This is a genomic window from Luoshenia tenuis (assembly GCF_014384745.1).
Classification (GTDB): domain Bacteria; phylum Bacillota; class Clostridia; order Christensenellales.
Map to the genome: position 1 here is coordinate 183,021 of NZ_JACRSO010000005.1, position 14,742 is coordinate 197,762.

Annotated in this window: 13 protein-coding genes; 6 read left to right on the forward strand and 7 right to left on the reverse strand. The window is 58.8% G+C overall.

Annotation, left to right across the window (positions count from 1 at the left end):
* Window positions 1-6: 6 nt before the first annotated feature.
* Window positions 7-549, reverse strand: a complete 543-nt coding sequence (locus H8699_RS11315) for an inorganic diphosphatase (RefSeq protein ID WP_249285803.1) — start codon at window positions 547-549, stop codon at window positions 7-9.
* Window positions 550-566: 17 nt separating this feature from the next.
* Window positions 567-1,490, reverse strand: coding sequence for an ROK family protein (locus tag H8699_RS11320; protein WP_249285785.1), 924 nt, complete (start codon window positions 1,488-1,490; stop codon window positions 567-569).
* Window positions 1,491-1,692: 202 nt separating this feature from the next.
* Between H8699_RS11320 and H8699_RS11325 the strand changes: the two genes are divergently transcribed.
* From H8699_RS11325 to H8699_RS11350, 6 genes are all read left to right on the forward strand, one after another.
* Entirely contained in the window at window positions 1,693-2,184 is a 492-nt protein-coding gene (locus tag H8699_RS11325) for an acyl-CoA thioesterase (RefSeq protein ID WP_249285786.1), read from the forward strand.
* A gap of 77 nt (window positions 2,185-2,261) precedes the next feature.
* Window positions 2,262-3,350, forward strand: a complete 1,089-nt coding sequence (locus H8699_RS11330) for an alpha/beta hydrolase (protein WP_249285787.1) — start codon at window positions 2,262-2,264, stop codon at window positions 3,348-3,350.
* Between the two features lie 223 nt (window positions 3,351-3,573).
* Window positions 3,574-4,464 carry a GDSL-type esterase/lipase family protein gene (locus H8699_RS11335; protein ID WP_249285804.1) on the forward strand — a complete coding sequence of 297 codons (891 nt, stop codon included), beginning with the start codon at window positions 3,574-3,576 and terminating at the stop codon, window positions 4,462-4,464.
* 7 nt (window positions 4,465-4,471) lie between these two features.
* The gene (locus H8699_RS11340; RefSeq protein ID WP_249285788.1) at window positions 4,472-4,951 is read left to right on the forward strand and encodes a DUF4358 domain-containing protein; all 480 of its coding nucleotides are present in this window, start codon (window positions 4,472-4,474) and stop codon (window positions 4,949-4,951) included.
* A 55-nt stretch (window positions 4,952-5,006) separates the two neighbouring features.
* Window positions 5,007-6,404, forward strand: coding sequence for an MBOAT family O-acyltransferase (locus H8699_RS11345; RefSeq protein WP_249285789.1), 1,398 nt, complete (start codon window positions 5,007-5,009; stop codon window positions 6,402-6,404).
* A gap of 15 nt (window positions 6,405-6,419) precedes the next feature.
* Window positions 6,420-7,604: a DHHW family protein gene (locus H8699_RS11350; protein ID WP_249285790.1), complete on the forward strand. Its 1,185-nt coding sequence runs from the start codon at window positions 6,420-6,422 to the stop codon at window positions 7,602-7,604.
* Window positions 7,605-8,678: 1,074 nt separating this feature from the next.
* Here H8699_RS11350 and H8699_RS11355 read toward each other — a convergent pair.
* The 5 genes from H8699_RS11355 to H8699_RS11375 all read right to left on the reverse strand — a co-directional run bounded on the left by H8699_RS11355 (window position 8,679) and on the right by H8699_RS11375 (window position 14,033).
* Window positions 8,679-9,269 carry a type 1 glutamine amidotransferase family protein gene (locus H8699_RS11355; RefSeq protein ID WP_249285791.1) on the reverse strand — a complete coding sequence of 197 codons (591 nt, stop codon included), beginning with the start codon at window positions 9,267-9,269 and terminating at the stop codon, window positions 8,679-8,681.
* Between the two features lie 111 nt (window positions 9,270-9,380).
* Window positions 9,381-10,901: a glycoside hydrolase family 43 protein gene (locus H8699_RS11360; protein WP_249285792.1), complete on the reverse strand. Its 1,521-nt coding sequence runs from the start codon at window positions 10,899-10,901 to the stop codon at window positions 9,381-9,383.
* A 15-nt stretch (window positions 10,902-10,916) separates the two neighbouring features.
* Window positions 10,917-12,443, reverse strand: a complete 1,527-nt coding sequence (locus tag H8699_RS11365; protein WP_249285793.1) for a glycoside hydrolase family 43 protein — start codon at window positions 12,441-12,443, stop codon at window positions 10,917-10,919.
* Between the two features lie 188 nt (window positions 12,444-12,631).
* The gene (locus H8699_RS11370) at window positions 12,632-13,429 is read right to left on the reverse strand and encodes a TPM domain-containing protein (protein WP_249285794.1); all 798 of its coding nucleotides are present in this window, start codon (window positions 13,427-13,429) and stop codon (window positions 12,632-12,634) included.
* A 31-nt stretch (window positions 13,430-13,460) separates the two neighbouring features.
* On the reverse strand, window positions 13,461-14,033 hold the full coding sequence (locus H8699_RS11375) for a LemA family protein (protein ID WP_147518738.1): 573 nt from the start codon (window positions 14,031-14,033) through the stop codon (window positions 13,461-13,463).
* Between the last annotated feature and the right edge of the window lie 709 nt (window positions 14,034-14,742).

The following is a 14,742-nucleotide window of genomic DNA, read 5'->3' on the forward strand; positions in this document are numbered from 1 at the left end:
TCCCTCCTAAACGTTGAACGCCGGCTTTTGCATCTGGCTGTAGCGCTCCATGCAGGAGCGGATGACCTCCAGCGCCTCTTTATGCCCTTTGATGTTGCGCACATAGGCGCTTTTGCCCTCCAGGCTCTTATAGACGGTAAAAAAGTGGCTCATCTCGTCAAAAAAGTGGGGCGGAAGCTGGTCTATATCCGTATAACTGGAGTAATTCGGATCCCCCTCGGGTACGGCGATGATCTTCTCGTCCTTGTCCTGCCCGTCCACCATCAGGATCACGCCGATGGGCCGGCACTGTACCAGGGTAAGGGGGATGATGCTCTCCTGGCAGAGCACCAGCACGTCCAGCGGGTCGTTATCCGCGGCGTAGGTGCGGGGGATAAAGCCGTAATTGGCCGGGTAGTGGGTAGAGGTGTACAGCACCCGGTCCAGACGCAGCATGCCGGTCTCCTTGTCCAGCTCATACTTATTCTTGCCGCCCTTGGAGATCTCCACCACTGCGGTAAAGCTCTCGGGCCGGATCCGCTCCGGGGCAATATCGTGCCAAATATTCATCATGAGTCTTCCTCCTTTTAAGCGTTTTGGTGCTCCAAACCCTGAAAGGCCAGGGCGGCCGCACCCCGCAAACCCGCCTCGTAGCCAAGGCCGGTCTGCAAAATGGGCATGCCGGCATTGGCAGTGGCAAAGACCTCCTGCCCATAGACCTGGGCGATACCCTCTTGCAGCAGGTCAAAGCTTAAAGATACCCCGCCGCCGATGATGGCGGCCTGCAAGTTCAGCAGGTTGGTGGCCGCCGCAATGGCCCGGCCTAGGTAGTTGCCGGTCTTGCGCCATACGGCCAGGGCCTCCGCCTCGCCCGCCCGTGCGCGCGCGGCGATCTGCGCCGCGTCGATGGGGTCTCCTTCGGGCAGCCCCGCCGCCTGGCGGTAGCGCCGGGCGATGCCCGGGCCGGCTGCGCAGGCCTCCAGACAGCCGCGTTTCCCGCAGGGGCAAAGGGGCCCGCCGCTCTCCACCGTCAGGTGGCCGATCTCCCCGGCGTTGCCGCCCGCCCCGGCGTACAGCTGCCCGTTTAATACCAGCGCGCCGCCCACGCCGTTGGAAACGGTGATCCACAGATAATCGCGCATCTCCCGGCACACGCCCCAGCGCTGCTCGGCCAGGGCGCAGGCGTTTACGTCGTTTTCAATATAAACGTCAAGGCCCAATCTTTCGCCCAATAGCTGTGCGATGGGGAAATCCCCAATGCCGGAATAGGGCGCGTATACCCACAGTCCCTTTTCCGGGTCCGCCAGCCCCGGGATGGTGGCCCCGCAGGCCGCGGCCTCTCCGGCCATGGGCAGGCGCGCCACGCTGGAGAGGATCTTTTCCAGCACCTCCTCCTGGGTCGGCCGGGGGGAAAAGGCCGTCTTCTCCTGGCAAAGCACATTGCCGCTTTCGTCCACCAGCGCTACGATCAATTTGGACCCGCCGATATCCAGCGCCAGGCATTTTTTCATGGATACTCCCGCCTTTCTCAATGTAACGGCCAGGGCTAAAGCGCAGGCCGTAGTACTCTTGTTTACTATTGTAGACCAAGCCGGGGCGGATTGCCAGTCCCCTTTTTTACCGGCCTGCGCTCCGGGCGTGTTTTTTGCGCACCGCTGTGTTACACTAAGGGCAGAGCAATGTCTCCAAACCTATGTTAAAGGAGCACACGATATGACAGATGAAACCGGCAAGCTCAGCGCCAAGCACGTGTCCGATTCCCGCACCGAGCAGGTGCAGATCCTGATGAGCGAACAGATCAACGGCCAGAGCCGGCTGTTCGGCGGCAAGCTGATGGAGTGGATCGACGTGGTCGCCGCCGTGGTGGCCCGCCGCCACTCGGGGTGCGATGTGACCACCGCATCGGTAGATAACCTGCAATTCCGCGCGCCAGCCTTTGTCAACGATACCATTATTCTGGTGGGCAAGCTCACCCGGGCGGGGCGCACCTCCATGGAGGTACGGGTGGATACCTATGTGGAGGAACTTTCCGGAGAGCGGCATAAGATCAATGTGGCCTACCTTGTCATGGTCGCACTGGATAAAAAGGGCAACCCCACGCCGGTGCCCCGGCTGATTTTGGATACCGATGCCGAGGCTGCCGAGTGGGAGGCCGCCGAGCGGCGCCAGCAGCTGCGCGTGCAGCGGCGAAAGGAGCGCTTTTAGGTTGGGTTTACAGGGCGTAAGTCTATCGGTTATACTTTATATATAAAGATAGCGCGTTTTTTAAGGAGGGAATCAAAATGGCAGATTACCGTACCTGTCTGCAGCGCCTGGAGGAGAATACCCGTTTGATCGATGTGGCGGGCCTGCCCGTCACCATCAAGCCCGTGCCGGATGAGGACCTGCCCGGCGCAGTGGACCCGCGAGTGCGGGCGGTGCGCGCCCAGCCCCCGGCGCAGGAGGGCGAGGTGGACCCCTACACCTATAATGGCGTGCCCATCGGCGCCATGCGCCAGAAGATGGGCTGGGCTAATGCCGACATCACCGCCGGAGATGTGCGCACGCAGTGCCGCACCATCGATGGGAAAAACGGCCCCATCGGCCTTTTTATCTACACCGCCCCAAAGGCTAAGCCGGGCTGCCCCTGCCTTGTGTTCATCCATGGCGGCGGCTTTTTTGGCGGCAGCTGCAAAACGGTGGAGAACCCCTGCAAGGCCATCGCTGAAAAGGCGGCGTGCGTCGTGGTCTCGGTGGATTACCGCCTGGCGCCGGAGCATCCCTATCCCCAAGGATTTGAGGATTGCTTTGACGCGGTCACCTGGGTCTATAACCACGCCCGGGAACTGGGGATCGATCCCCGCAAGATCGGCGTGGCCGGGGACAGCGCCGGGGGTAACCTCTCGGCGGTCTGCACGCTGAAGGACCGGGATTTGGGCAGCGGCATGATCCATTATCAGGCGCTGATCTACCCCACGGTAGACCGGGGGCCCTTTGATGGCAACCCCTTTTACGATTGGACGCTGGACGCCTTTACCTTCCGCCCGGAGGATGAGCAGATGGCCCGGCAGTGCGCCCTGGGCATCTATGGGGTGGACGCCAACTCCACCGCCCTGTACCTCACCTCGCCCAGTCAGGTGGATGACCCTTATGCCTCACCGCTGCGCGCGGAGGATTTTAAGGGCCTGCCCAAGAGCCTGATCGTAGTGGCGGAGTTTGATTCCCTGCGCCTCCAGTGCGAGGCCTATGCCCGCCGCCTCATGGACGATGGCGTAGAGGTGCGCATGCTGCGCTACAACGGGATGGATCATGCCTTCATCGATAAGTGTGGCCTTTACCCCCAGGCGGAGGACTGTTACCGGGAGATCGCGCAGGATCTGAAAAGCCTGTAAATTATGAATCGCAATTAAGGGCGGGCGCAAAATGCGCCCGCCTTTTTACTGCCCAAATGGCAGGTTTTTCCTGTCAAGCAAAATATCCGTTACGATTTTTAAAGATAAGGTTTCAAAAGTGTTAAATCTTCGTTCCATTTGTCTACAGCCCTTGCATTGGACGGATAAACCGATAGAATAGTAAGAGATACGAAATTTGTCATAAGGTGGGTCAACGGTGCGGATGAGGGATGGACGCAGGATCAGGGTCAAAAGCAGGCGCTTTAAGCGCATAGTAGCGTGCGCGGGCACGCTTGTGGCCGGGCTGGTGTGCGTCCTGACCCTACAGCATGGCCTGGCCCGCCCGGCGATAGACCCGGCACAGCTGGCCCAGGGGCAGGCGCTGCTGCAACAGGCCCAGGCCGCGGATGTGGCGCAGGCCCAGGCGCAGGTGGACGCCCGCGCCGAAGCTCAGCGCCAGCAGGCCGAAGCCGAAAGGCAACAAAAAGAGCAGGAAGAGGCTGAGCAAAAGCGGCAGGAGCAAGCGGCACAGCAAGAGGCCGAGCGCCAGAAAAAGGAGGCGGAGGCCGCCGCGCTCCGCACGCTGCGCAAGCAATTCAAGGGCTCCGTGATCGTGGGGGATTCTATTACCGAGGCTTTGGCGGATTACGGTTTTTTGCCCCGCAATAACGTGGTCAGCCACCGGGGCATCAGCGTCAAAGAGGCGGACGAGCAGATGGCCACCGTCATCGGCCTTGCGCCGGATCATATCTTCCTCTCCTTTGGGATGAACGATCTGCCCTATTTCCTGGGGGATGCCAATGAATTTATAAAGTATTATGAGCAGCAGATCGCCAAACTGCGCCAGGCGCTGCCTCAGGCAAAGCTCTACGTCAACAGCGTGCTGCCCGTGCAGCAAAACGCCATTGATGAAAATGCCTATTACGGCAAGTATCCCGAGTTCAACAGGGCTTTAGAGGAGATGTGCGCCCGGCTGAACCTCCCCTTTATCGATAACAACCCTTACGTGGAGGGCAAGCCTGAGATGTACAAGTCCGATGGCATCCACGTGGTCAACAGCTACTATATCCAGTGGATGCAGCACATGGCCCAAGTTGCGGGCCTGGACGGGTGAGGGCGGTATGAAGCATAATTTTCTGTTCATTAAAATCGGCCTTATGGCCTTTATCGCGGTGTTCCTCATCCTGATCTGCACCTCCGGCAACTATGCCGATAAGCCCATGGAGCAGATCGCCTCGGTCCTTTCCCAGGCCGAAGGGATGGATGGGCTCAAGGCCGGCGCCGCGGGCGACCTGCGGCGCTACTATAACCTGGAGGAAGAGGACCTGGAGGGGTTTATGCTCTGCCTCCCCGCCTCGCCCATGGATGCGGACGAGCTGCTGGTGGTCAAGATGAAAGACGAGCAGCAGGCCTCTGCGGTGGAGCAGGCCATTTTGCAGCGGCAGGCCAGCCAAAAGGCCTCCTTTGAGGGGTACGGCGCGCAGCAGACCGCTCTGCTCAACGGCTATGTGCTGGAGATCAAGGGGCGGTATGCCTTTTATGCCGTATCCCCTTATGCGCAGGGGTGGCAGTCGCTTTTCTCGGAGATCATCCGGGCCTAAGGCGGGGCGCGCCCCGCCAGTTTTGCCAAAAGAATCGTTTTGAAAGGATAGGCCCATGGTATTTAGCAGCATTTTCTTTTTATTCTTCTTTTTGCCCATCACCCTGATGGCTTATTTTTTCGTCCCCAAGTCCTTTAAAAACATCGTGCTGCTGCTGGCCAGCCTGTTCTTCTACGCCTGGGGCGAGCCGGTCTATGTGGTGCTGATGCTGTTTTCCGCCGCCTTTAACTATATTTTTGGCCTGGATATCGGCCGCCGCATCGAGCGGGGCGCGCGGGGGGCCAAAGCCAACCTGCTCCTGGCGGTGGGGGTCAACCTGTTTTTGCTGGGCTTTTTTAAATACTCCGGCTTTCTGGTGGAAACGGTAAACGCGCTGACCGGGCTGAGCCTGCCCTACCGGGCGTTGCCGCTGCCCATAGGCATCTCCTTTTACACCTTTCAGACCATGAGTTATTTGATCGACGTGTACCGGGGCAAGGTGCATGCCCAGCGCAGCCTGCTCAATTTCAGCCTGTACGTCACCATGTTCCCCCAGCTGATCGCCGGGCCCATCGTGCGCTATTCGGATATCGAGCCGGCGCTGGAGCAGCGCTCGGTCAGCCTGGTCAAATTCGGCGCGGGCGCGGCCGATTTTATTTTGGGGCTGGCCAAAAAGGTGCTGCTGGCCAACAACCTGGGGCGGGTCTTTACCACCGTGCAGCTTTTAGCGCCGGGGGAGGCCAGCGTGCTGACCGCCTGGGTGGGTATTTTCGCCTATACGCTGCAAATTTACTTTGATTTCAGCGGCTATTCGGATATGGCCATCGGCCTTGGCAAGATGTTTGGCTTCAACTTCATGCAGAACTTTGACTATCCCTATATCTCTAAAAGCATAACCGAGTTTTGGCGGCGCTGGCATATCTCCCTTAGCAGCTGGTTCCGCGAGTACGTGTACATTCCGCTGGGCGGCAACCGGGTGCCGGTGCTCAAGCACCTGCGCAACATCATGGTGGTGTGGATGCTCACCGGCCTGTGGCACGGGGCCAGCTGGAACTTTGTGCTGTGGGGCCTTTACTACGGGGTGCTGCTCTGTCTTGAAAAATACCTGCTGGGCCGGGTGCTCTCGCGCATGCCCGCCTGGGGCAAGCGCGCCTACACCATGGTGCTGGTCATCGTGGGCTGGGTGCTCTTTAGCAATACCTCCCTTCAGGGGGTAGGGGCGTATCTGGGCAATATGGTGGGCATCGGCGCGGCAGGCTTTGCCGATGGCACCGGGCTTTACCTGCTTTTGAGCCATCTTGTACTGTTCGTCCTGGGGATCCTGGCCTGCGGGCCGCTCATCGCCCGAGGTTTAAGCGCGCTGACGGAGCGGGCGCCCTGGGCCGCGGCGCTGGTGCTAATGCTGGTATTGGTGCTGTGCATCGCCTACCTGGTTTTTGATACCTATAATCCATTCTTGTACTTCAGGTTTTAGAAAGGAGGGCGCAACGTGAAAAAACGCGATCCTATCGCCAGCTTCCGGGCCTTTTCACTCTTTTTGGGCGCGGCCTTTCTGGTGGGGCTATTCGCCCTGACGCTGATCAATCTGTTCACCGCGGACCGGACGTTTTCTGAAAAGGAGAACCGCATGCTGGCCGCGCGGCCGGATTTTTCCATGGACAGGCTGCTTAGCGGGCGCTACCGCACGGATGTGGAGACCTATGTGAACGATCAATTCGCCGGGCGGGACTTTTTTGTTTCCATCAAAGCCATGGCCGATCAGGCCATGGGCAAGCGTGAGGCCAACGGCGTCTATCTGGGGCGGGACGGCAGCCTGTACGAGCAGTTTACCCCGCCGGCTGCGGACAACCTGAACGAGACCATCGCCGCCATGCAGGCGTTTGCGCAGCGCCACGGGAACCTGCGGCACTACGCCATGGTGGCGCCCACCGCTGTGAACATTTATGCGGACCGCCTGCCGCACTTTGCCCCGGCGGAGGATCAAAATCCCTACCTGGATACGCTCTTTGCCCGTCTGGGGGAGGGCAATATCACCCCCATCGACCTGCGGGAGAGCTTTATGGCCCATCGGGATCAGACCCGCCTTTATTACCGGACCGATCACCACTGGACCACGCCCGGCGCTTACCTGGCCTTTCAGAGCGCCGCGGGCGCGCTGGGGCTGGACGCGGAGGCGGCTGCCTTTGACCGCGCGCCCGTGACCGAGGGCTTTCAGGGTACCCTCAGCGCCAAAAGCGGCTTTCTGGGCGGGACGACCGAGGCCATCGAGATGTATTTCCCCAGGGAAGAGGTGCCCCTGGTGGTCAATTATGTGGAAGAGCAGCAGCGAACCGCTACCCTTTACGCCAGCGAGAACCTGCAAAAACGGGACGCTTACGCCGTATTTTTAAACGGCAACCATCCGCTGGTGGAAATCGAGACTGCGGCCGATTCCACCCGCCGCATCCTGGTGGTCAAGGATTCGTACGCCAACTGCTTTATCCCCTTCTTGGTTCCCTATTTCAGCGAGATCGTGGTGGTGGATCCGCGCTATTACTACGGCAACCTGGACGACCTGATCGATTATTATGAGATCAGCGAGGTGCTGTATCTCTATAACGCCAATACCTTCTTTCAGGATACCGCCCTGCGCCTGGCGCTGCAGCCGGCCGCGGATACAGCGGGGGAGGAGTAGGAAAGAGCGGCGAAGCATGGGAAAAGCCAGGGCATCGTGCCCTGGCTTTTAGTTTTCTGTTTCTTTTAGCAGCTCATCATAGGTGGTCTGCAACGCGTCCCGTATTATCTTTTCGGATAGCGCATCCTCAACGCACTTGCTTTGGATCATCAAAAGGCGGTTCCTTACGGACGCAGGAATAGCATCAGCGCTTAAAAAAGATGCTAAGGCTCTCTAGTTAAAGGCATAGGTTTTTATTCAGTAGAGAACCAAGGCATAATGCGAAATAGGGAGGAAAGTTAAGGAACGAATTTTATTCGTTAAGGGGGAAGGGGGATTCCGATTTCCCCCTTTAGGCTAAAGCCCCTCTGTTCACTGTGGGTTTGCCCATCGCGGCGTGCCGGCCGCTCGGGCGCACCTCACGTGCACAGAAATCATCGCGCCCTTTGGCTCTGTAGGCCCGTCAGCCTCTGTTCGTTACGGGTTTGCCCATCGCGGCTTATGCCGCTTGTGCTTACCTCGCACTCACAGAGTACTGCGTTCGCTGCATCCGGCACTGCCGGCGCTCACTCCGTACTCCACTGGCGGCGGGCGCTATAGATTTCCCTTAACAATCCCTAATCCCCCCAAACGGCCACTCCGTGGAGGGGACGGAGATTTCTCAAACTCTCCTAAGCAGATAAGCAGATATATTTTCCAGTCGTTTCGCTTATGCTCTACCAATCGGATCAACCCATACTTGCCTCCCTCTGACGAGGGAGGTGGCGCGCCTTTAGGTGCGCCGGAGGGAGAGATTACCTTGAACGAATACCCAAACTTTAGCACTTACTACGTTGTCATTCAAAGGGATACCGCAAGGCCGAGCGAAGAATCTCGCGTATGGGCAGGAAAGCGGCGTTTGACCTGCACGGTGCAGGAGAGCCCAACGAGGTGTAAGAAGATTCCTCGCTTGCGGCTCGGAATGACGGGATTGTATGCTGTTGTCAGGTGGAAAAGTATGCATTTGAAGATAGAGGCAGCGATGGCGGAGATCGCCATGACTTTGGATAATAAAAAGCCACAGGGGCAAACCCCTGTGGCTTAGCCTTTTTTGCATTACTTCCCGCCCGGGATCAGCAGTCCCTTTTCCGCGTACTCGCCGGCAATGCGCTGCAAGATCAGGTCGCGTATCTTTTCCCCCTGCAGCCGCTGTACCAGGTGCAGCGAGAGCAGCAGCGCGCTTAAGCCTCCCTGGCAGGTCAAACAGTGCTTGTCCGAGAGAAAGGGGACGTCCTCGGGGCTTTTGCATACCCGCTCCAGCGCCGCGTGCAGGTTTTGCGGAGCGGCGGCCCGCGCGCCCAGCAGCAGCCCGCCCATGCCGGCCATCAGCACCCCTAGGCCGCTGGCGCAGCGCACCGGTACCTGCGCCCCGGAGGAGAGCCAAAAGACAAAGCCCTCGTCATTGCACAGCTTCCGGGCGGTATCCCCGCCCGGGATCACCAGTATATCGTATTCCCGCAGGTGGCCGCCCATGCGGGTGGGGGTCAGCTCCAGCCCGCGGTCGTCCCCGCCAAGCAGGGTATAGCTCACCAGGTCCCAGCTTAGCCCCTGGTCAAACCCCATGGTTTTGATACGGGTCAGCGGGTCGTATAAAAGCGCAAACTCCAGCAGATTCATCCCCTGGTACACAACAAAGCCGATCTTCATGCGGCGCCTCCTTTTGGCTCGTTCTCACCTTTTATCATACCCGCTTAACCGTGCGCGCGCAACCTAAAAGGCAGGCAAGGGAACCCTTGCCTGCCTTTATGCTGTGCTTCTTTACAGCGGCTTATAATCGAACCACTCAAAGTACGCCTTGTTGCAGGATCTGGCGCCGTTGGCCGTGGCGTAAAGCCCAAAGAAAGTGCCGGTAAAGCTCATGGTCGTAGCTTCGGTGCTGATGGGCTGGGTAGAGGCCACGCAGGCCTTTTGCATTTCCCCGCCCGGGCGGCCATACACAAAGGTGTAGTTCAGCTTGTCGGCCTTCACGCCCAGCAGGATGGGGCCTTTATCAATCTCCGCCTCAAAGGCGATGTAGCTCATATCCGTGGAGGTGCGCCGCACGATCAGCTTGCGCCGCCCGTCCCGCAGCGTAACGGCGATCTCGTAATGGTAGCGGGGCTGGTAGAAGGTGGTAAAGCCCGCCTCCTCGCCCTCGGCCAGCGGCTCAAAGTCCAAAAGGGTAGTCGCCTCGCAGTCCCAGTGCTGCTGGCGGCGGCCGATAAAGCTGGGCGAGGCCCAGTCGTACAGGTTCTTCTCCCCGCAGCGCAGGCCGATGGCGCTTTTGCGCCCGGTATTCAGGTCGTAATCGGCTAAATTGGGGTTGCGCAGGTAATTCCAGGGCAGCGCCAGGCGCTGGCCGTCAAAGTCATCCCGCACAGGATCAGGGGCAAAGGGCTTTTGGGGCAGCAGTTCCGCCTCCATGGTGGTGTGGATCTGCCCGTCGCCATACACGTGCGGCCAGCCGTCCGCATCCCAGGTCACCGGTGCCAAAAATGTCTCGCGCCCCAGGTGGTGGAAAGCGTTGCGGCTGAGCCGGTATCCCAGAAAGACCATCCACCAGCTGCCGTCGTGGGCCTGCACCAGGTCGCCGTGCCCCGTAGCCTGAAGGATGTTGAGCGGATGATCCCGCTGGGAGAGGATGGGGTTGTGGGGGCAGCTCTCAAAGGGGCCGTAGGGGCTGTCGCTGCGGGCGATGGTCTCCATATGCCCCAGCTCCGTGCCACCCTCGGCGATCATCAGGTAATACTTCCCGCCAATCTTATAAAGGTGCGGCGCCTCGGGGTTGCGCCCGCCCGTGCCGCCCCAGACCTTGCGGGGCTTGGTCAAAAGCCGGCCGGTCTTAATGTCGATCTGGCTGGTGGTGATGCAAAATTGGTTGTCGATGCTCTGGTTGGAGGTAAAGTAGACCTTGCCGTCCTCGTCAAAAAACAGGGAGGGGTCGATGCCGCCCTGGGCCACGGGGATGGGCTCGGACCATTCGCCCGCCGGGTCCTCGGTCCATACATAAAAGTTACCCATGTTGCTCACGTTGGTGGTCACCATATAAAACCGCCCGTCGTGATAGCGCAGGGTGGGGGCGTAAATGCCGCCGGAGGGCTTACAGTTGTCCAGCGGCAGCTGGCTTTTGCGGCTTAGCGCATAGCCGATCTGCTCCCAGTTCACCAGATCCCGGCTGTGGTAGATGGGCACGCCCGGAAAGTACTCAAAGGAACTGGTGGCCAGGTAATAGTCCTCGCCCACCCGGCAGATGGAAGGATCTGGATTGTAACCGGGGATGACCGGGTTTTGATATTTCATCTTCGCACATCCTTTCTATTCGTCGCCTACGCTGTAATCGAACCAGTCAAAGTAGGCCCAATTCTGGGATTGGGCGCCGTTGGCCGTGGCGTAAAGCCCCAAGAACATGCCGGTGGCGTGGGTGGTAGAGGCCTCGATGCTCACCGGCAGGGTAGAGGCCGTACAGGCGACCTGCATCTCCCCGCCCGGTCGGCCGTACATAAAGGTGTAATCCATCTTATCCGCCTTGACCCCCAGTACGATGGGGCCGGGCTCCACCTCCCGCTCAAAGGCGATATAGCACATGTCCACCGCGGTTCGCCGCACGATCAGCACCCGCTTGCCCTCCTTGCGGGTCAGGGCGATTTCGTAATGGTGCAGCGGTTGGAAGTAGGTGGTAAAGCCGGCCTCTTCGCCCTCGGCGCGGGGCTCAAAGTCCAAAAGGGTATAGGCCTCGCAGTCCCATTGCTCCTGCCGGCGGCCAATAAAGCTGGGCGAGGCCCAGTCAAACAGGTTGTACGCCCCGCAGCGCAGGCCGATGGCGCTTTTGCGCCCGGTATTCAGGTCGTAATCCGCAAAGTTGGGGTTGCGCAGGTAGTTCCAGGGCAGGGCCAGGCGCTCTCCATCAAAGTCGTCCCGCTTGGGCGCCTTGGGGAAGGGCTTTAGCGGCAGCGTTTCGCATTCCATATCGATGCGGATCTGCCCGTCGTTATACACGTGTGGCCAGCCGTCCTCATCCCAGGTCACCGGGGCCATAAAGCTCTCCCGTCCCAGGTGGTGGAAGGCGTTGCGCGTCATCCGGAAGGCCAAAAACACCAGCCACCAGCTGCCGTCGTGCGCCTCGATCAGATCGGCGTGGCCAGTGCCCTGGATGAGGTTAAGCGGGTTGCCCCGGTGGGTCAAAATGGGGTTGTGGGGGCAGCTCTCAAAGGGGCCGTAGGGGCTGTCGCTGCGGGCAATGGTCTCCATATGCCCCAGCTCCGTGCCGCCCTCGGCGATCATCAAATAGTATTTTCCGTTGATTTTGTAGAGGTGCGGGCCCTCCGGGTGCCGCCCGCCCGTGCCCGTCCAAATAGTGCGGGGCTTTGTCAAAAGCTGGCCGGTGGCGATGTCGATCTCACTCTGGGCAATGGTCCAATCCCCGCCGGTGGGCTGGTTGGAGGTCAGGTAGACCTTTCCGTCATCGTCAAAGAACAGGGAAGGGTCGATACCGCCCTGCGCCAAAAAGATGGGTTCGGACCATTCCCCTGCGGGATCCTCGGTCCACACGTAAAAGTTTCCGCCGTGGCTGACATTGGTGGTGATCATGTAAAACCGCCCCTCGTGGTAGCGGATCACCGGCGCAAAAATGCCCCGGGAGGGCGGGCAGTTCTTCAGTTCCAACTGCGAGCGGCGGGTCAAACAGTAGCCGATCTGCTCCCAGTTCACCATGTCGCGGCTGTGGTACACCGGCACCCCGGGAAAGTCCTCAAAACTGCTGGTCACCAGGTAATAATCCTCGCCCACGCGGCAAACGCTGGGGTCGGGATTATAGCCTGGAATAATTGGGTTGCGAAAGCCCATGTCGTTTTCCCCCTTCAAGCCATCAATATTTGTACGCTTTAGAAGCGTTTTGGACCGGCCTTTTCTTCAATTGTATAGCGCGCTTAGCACACTGTCAATGGACTTTACGCGCATAGAAACCAGACATTTTTTGCGCAGCATAGCAAAAGGCGGCGCCCTTCAAAGGGTACCGCCCGCTTGTTCGTATTTTACCAGCTCCGGCTGGAGCCGCCGCCACCACCGGAACCGCCGCCGCCGGAAAAACCGCCGCCACCAAAGCCTCCGCCACCGCTGCCGCGTCCGCCTCTGCCAAAGAGGATGAAAAACGTCAGCAAGTGCCGGGTAATGGTACCGCCCAAAAACAGCCAGTCGATGGCCAAAAGCGCGATCGCGCCGATCATCATGGCGATCTGTAGCCAGCGGGGCATCCCTTCCTCATCGCCATGCTCCTGCGGCGTAGCCGGGGTAGGCAAGGGGGATTGGAAGTAGGATATTTCCGATGGGTCTATGCCGTATTCCTCACAAACGATATTGTAGATCTCCTGATAGCCGTAGGCCAGCCCGGTCTCATATTCGCCCTCGCGGAAGTGGGGCAGCATCCGCTCATCCTGGATGCGGCCGGTCTTTCCGTCGGGCAGCGCGCCCTCCAGCCCGTAGCCCACTTCGATGGCGCTTTGCCGGTCTTCTACCGCCAGCAGGATCAGCACGCCGTTATCCTTGTCCTTGTCGCCCAACCCCCAGCTGCGCAGCATATCCAGGCTTACATCTCTTATGGGCTCTCCATCCAGGGAATTCACCGTGGCAACGGCGATCTGCGCGCCGGTCTTTTCAGCCAGCGCATTGCTGGAGGCCACGATGCTTTCCTTCACCTCGGGGGAGAAGATGTTGGCCTCGTCGTAAACGTATAGTTCTCGGGAGGGCTGCGGCGCTGCCAGCGCGGGCAACGCGCTAAGCAGCACCAGGAGCAGCGCGATAAACCAAACGGCCTTTAATCGTGCGCGCTTCATTGTTCACCTAGCCTTCCTTTACAGTTAGGTCCTATTTGCTAAAATCCACTTCCGGTACCTGGTCGCTGCCGGCGGCGGCCTCAAAATACTCCGCCTTCTGGAAGCCGAACATACCCGCCCAAATGTTGTTGGGGAAGCGTACGACCATATTGTTGTAGCTTTGCACCGCCTCGTTATAGTCCTTACGGGCTACGGAAATGCGGTTCTCCGTTCCGGCCAGCTCATCGGAGAGCTGCCTGAAGTTCGCGTCGCTCTTAAGCTCCGGGTAATTCTCCACAATTACCATCAGCCGGCTCAGCGCGCTGTTCAGCGCCGAATCCGCTTCCGCCTTTTCGCCCACCGTCTGGGCGCCGGCCAACTGGGCACGGGCCGTGGTCACGCTGTCGATCACATCCTGCTCCTGCGCGGCAAAACCCTTGACCGTGCTCACCAGGTTGGGGATCAGATCCGTGCGCCGCTGCAGCTGTACGTCGATCTGGCTAAAAGAGCTTGAGACGCTCTCCCGGCCGGATACCAGCCCGTTATAGCCGCCAATTGCGGAAAACACCACGATGAGGATGACCGCGACGATGACGCCTAACGTTATGATGACACCTTTTTTCATGCTTCAATCTCCTTGCTTTTGTTTTGCTCATCTGTAAGCGCTACAGTGAAAACTTACATGACTTATCATACGGGAAATGGAGAGAATTGGCAAATGCTTTGCGCCCATCACCGGAGTATGGCGCAAGGCCCAGCGCGTCTGTGCGCATGATGCAGGCCCCACCGAGGCTCGCCATTGCCAAATTCGGGCTAAAACCGCTAAAATTGCGCTGCGGACTATAAAGCCGCTTGATTTCCTCTATCCTATTTTATCGTTTTCTGCTAAGATTATCCCATAAGATCATCCGCGCGCTTAAAACGGACCTGGAACGGTTAAAAAGATCGCTTCCATATATATACGCATAAAAGCGGTGCCGTACGGCGATAAAGAACGGTGCGGCAAAGCCGGTATCCGCTCCCTCCGGGGAAAAAACTTATAAAAAAGTGCATTTTTTTCAAGTTTTGGGTTGACAGGCTATGCCAAGTTTGGTATGATTAATCTCGCTCCGGTAAACCCGGGGCGCAAAACTGCCTCAGATGGCAGTTTATAAGACCTTTGAAAACTGCACAGAGAAGAGACGAAATAGCAAGAAGTTCTGAAGTAAGTAAGGTAAGCGGAAACGGAGAGGACTTTGAGTAAGAGCCAAAGAGCAGGGGGTAGGAAACGAAGCCCTGCTTGAATAAAAGGATTAAATTGAAGAGTTTGATCCTGGCTCAGGACGAACGCTGGC